The sequence below is a fragment of the uncultured Campylobacter sp. genome, from assembly GCF_938045225.1.
Lineage (GTDB): Bacteria > Campylobacterota > Campylobacteria > Campylobacterales > Campylobacteraceae > Campylobacter_A.
On record NZ_CALINL010000139.1, the window covers coordinates 1 to 3,338 of the forward strand.

4 protein-coding genes and 1 pseudogene are annotated in these 3,338 nt (G+C 44.1%); 1 reads left to right on the forward strand and 4 read right to left on the reverse strand.

Annotation, left to right across the window (positions count from 1 at the left end):
* Nucleotides 1-252, reverse strand: a pseudogene (locus Q0200_RS05290) (UDP-N-acetylmuramoyl-tripeptide--D-alanyl-D-alanine ligase); the annotation flags it as partial.
* A gap of 18 nt (nt 253-270) precedes the next feature.
* Between Q0200_RS05290 and Q0200_RS05295 the strand changes: the two are divergent.
* Entirely contained in the window at nt 271-441 is a 171-nt protein-coding gene (locus Q0200_RS05295; RefSeq protein ID WP_297938654.1) for a hypothetical protein, read from the forward strand.
* 79 nt (nt 442-520) lie between these two features.
* Here the strand turns inward: Q0200_RS05295 and Q0200_RS05300 are convergent, their stop codons facing one another.
* The 3 genes from Q0200_RS05300 to Q0200_RS05310 all read right to left on the reverse strand — a co-directional run bounded on the left by Q0200_RS05300 (nt 521) and on the right by Q0200_RS05310 (nt 3,319).
* Entirely contained in the window at nt 521-1,693 is a 1,173-nt protein-coding gene (locus Q0200_RS05300) for an alpha/beta fold hydrolase (RefSeq protein ID WP_297938656.1), read from the reverse strand.
* On the reverse strand, nt 1,693-1,923 hold the full coding sequence (locus tag Q0200_RS05305) for a type II toxin-antitoxin system Phd/YefM family antitoxin (protein ID WP_002947827.1): 231 nt from the start codon (nt 1,921-1,923) through the stop codon (nt 1,693-1,695). The genes Q0200_RS05300 and Q0200_RS05305 overlap by 1 nt, the downstream gene beginning before the upstream one ends.
* Nucleotides 1,924-2,296: 373 nt before the next feature.
* Nucleotides 2,297-3,319: a D-alanine--D-alanine ligase gene (locus tag Q0200_RS05310; RefSeq protein ID WP_297938659.1), complete on the reverse strand. Its 1,023-nt coding sequence runs from the start codon at nt 3,317-3,319 to the stop codon at nt 2,297-2,299.
* Nucleotides 3,320-3,338 lie beyond the last annotated feature (19 nt).

Genomic DNA, 3,338 nt, shown 5'->3' on the forward strand with positions numbered 1-3,338 from the left:
TTTGTGCCAAAGAGCGAGGCTCGGTACCAGCGCAAAGTAAAAATAAATCCAGAAAAATCGCTCCGCCCCGTAAAAAAGCACGATCGGCACGATGAGGAAAAACATGTGCCACAGCGGCCTGGTGAAGTGAAACAGCACGCGCTCAAACTTGTAGGAAAACCACTGAAGGCAGGTGATGAGGTAAAATCCGAGCGCAAAGGTAAATAAAATCTGCGTCGCGGCAAGGCCGATATTTATGAGGGTTTCGTTCATTTTTTCTCCTAGGTTCGCTTGAGCGGGCTTTTGTTTGCGCCGTTTTTGCCAAATTTAGCGTTTTACGATTTGCTTGGCGTAAATTTTGATAGTTTCTCCGTTAAATTTGAGAGCAAATTTATCCGCCCTACTTTTTTACGCCGTAAAACGCAAATTTATCAGCCGAGATTTTACAGATTTTGGGCTTAAATTTAGCTCGTAAATTTGATGCAGGCCTGCCAAACCAGCATAAATTTAATGCTGACATCTAAAATGCTAAATTTGCACTCTAGCTTAAATCAAACGTTTGTTGCACCGGCTTTTTGGGGCTTTTTTGAGCGTCCTGCTCATCTTTTGGTAAAATTTGATTTTGTTCGTCGCTGTTTAAAACGTCGCTTTTAGGTTCGGGCTTGTCTTGCACGATTTCTTGGCCGTCAAACAAATTTTCTTTAAAACCATTTTTGGTAAAAACCTGGTCGTTTTCGTCGTTCGTATCGTCAGGCTGCGAGTTTTTATCGGCCAAATTACCGCTTTGCGATTGCTCGTCAAAGAGGCTACTTTGAGAGATGGTTTTTGCGCTCGTCTCCAAATCCGCACGATCGGATTCGGCCAAATTTTGCTCAGAATCATTTTTAAGATCGCCATTTTTGTCGGCGCTCTCAATTTCTACGTTCAAATTTTCACGGTTTTTCGGACTTAAAATTTTTACGCTCTCGATACCACTTTCATCGTCCAAATCCATAAAATTTAACCCAGCATTCACGACGCCGTCGATGTAGCGCGCATGCAGCAAAAAGAAAAAATGATCGCCCTTTAGTGTGTGAAATTCGCTGTTTTTGATGAGGCGACTCACGCGTTCGCCGCTTTTTAGAGGCGTGGCTTTGTCCTCCTCGCCCCAAAATATAAACGCCTTGCCGCCAAAATCCGCAAATTTAGAGCTAAAATCCTCATCGACGACATTTTTTAGGGTCTCGTACATCGTTTTGCTCATGCCTTTTACGTCTTTCGTTGCAAAAAATTTGTATAAAAATCCAAGGCCGAATAGTTTTAAAAACTTAAACAAAGCAATCTTAAATCGCACCCAAAGCGGCTTTTTAGCTACGATGCCGGCCGAGCTTAAAAGCGCGAGATATTCGGGATTTAGCAGGGTTGCGACCTTGCCGCCGAAGCTATGTCCGAAGATGATTTTGGGGCTTGCGCCAAGCTCGTCTAAAAAGGATTTTATGATTTTTGCGTAGTCTTTCGTTGCTAGCGCGCCGTGCATACTGCTCGCGCCAAAGCCCGGCATATCGACGTAAACGTGCCGAAAGTCCTTAAAATACATGCCGAAAGCCTTTTTCATGATCTCCTTGTTCGCGCCCCAGCCGTGCAAAAATAGCGCGACGTCCTTATTTGCCGGATTTACGGTCTCGTAGCTGATGCGGTAAATTTTGCCGCCGTATTTTACCTCTTTGACCGCCATTATTCGCCGCTTCCGGCTCGTTTTTTAGCCTCATAAATGCTTTGCAGTACCTCCACGGCCTCGCATAGGCGCTCGTATTCGCCCATATTTAGCAGTACGGCTTCAAATTTATTATTTTTGACTATCACGGCGCGCTTCATCTGCGCCTTGCCGACCTTGCCCAAGACGGCGCTAAAATTTCGCACCACTTCGGTCGCCGTGTAAATTTCATCTTTGCTAAAAGTAGTCATTTCTGCTCTTTACGTAAAATTTTGTGTAAAATATAGCATATTATCTTTAAATTCAAATTAAAATATAATGGCACATTATGTTCTTTAAAATTTATTTTAGAGCTTTTTATATTTTTGGAGTGAAATTTGCGAGTATATCAAAGACGAGGTGGTAAAATTTGATGAAAATAGCCGTTGCATAGCAAGTAAGCGAGTCAAATTTGGGCTACAATCGGCACTTTAAGAAAAAGATGCCACGATTTTGCCTAGCAAGCGTAATAGCCGTCAAATTTAAAAGAATTTAATAGCAATAAAACAGAAAAGCCGCTAAAAACAAGCCGTTTAAAGCGGTTAAATTTGCTAGAAATAGGCGCGCAAAAATGCTGACGCCTCTTTACAGCTTGCCCTTTGCCGACGTTATGGAGTTGATAAATTTATAGTCGATATTTATCTCGCGCTCTTTTGGCAAGCTTGCGGCGAGTCGCTCCAGAGTCCCCTCAAAATCGTCAAATAGATAATTTGCCATGCTACCCGGGTTTGGATTGATCTCGTTTAGATAGACTTCGCCGTTTATCTCGAAAAAGTCGCAGCGTATCAGCGCCCCGTCAAAGCCGCAGTTGTAGATGCGCTCAAAGCATTGTTTTAGCTTGGCGGCTAGCTCTGCGCTTATATCGGCCTCGCGCGCCCTGCTCTCGTTTGAAAAGCTCATATATTTTTGCTCGTAGTCTAGAAATTCCTTCTTTTTAGGCTCTTCGATGATAGAAAATTTTATCTCTCCGTCCGCCTTGCAGCCTGCTAGATTGTACTCCTTTACGCCCTCGATAAATGGCTCAACCAGGATCTCTTTATCAAACTCATATGCCACGTCTAGGCCGTATTCTAGCTCGCTGGCGTCTTTTATCACGCTTACTCCGATCGAGCTTCCTAGTCGGAGCGGCTTTAGGATCACGGGTAGCGGCAGGCTAGGCGCCTTTTCTCTGCTTACAACCTCGTAGTTTAGGGTTTTTACGCCGGCTTTTTGCGCGAGTAGTTTGGTTAGCTCCTTGTTGTAGCTTAGCGCGCTAGCCTCCACGCGAGGGCCGATGTAGCTAAGGCCGTAAAACTCGAGCAGCGCAGCGATCTTGCCGTCCTCGCCGTCCATACCGTGGACTAAATTTATAAACACGTCCGCCTCGATCTTTTTCTCTCCGAGCAACCCGCCCGCGAAAAATCCGCCCTGCTTAAGAATGAGCTTTTTGGCGTTTTTATACTTGCCAGAGCTAAAAAAATTCGCCTTCATATCGGCGCCGTTTATCAGGTAGAATTCTCTAAATTTATCGCAAAATATAAACAAAGGCTCGTTTTTTAGCACCTTTTTTAGGGCTATGGCGCTCACGATACTGATCTCGTGTTCGTAGCTTTTTGCGCCGAATATCACTGCAAATTTCTTATTTTTT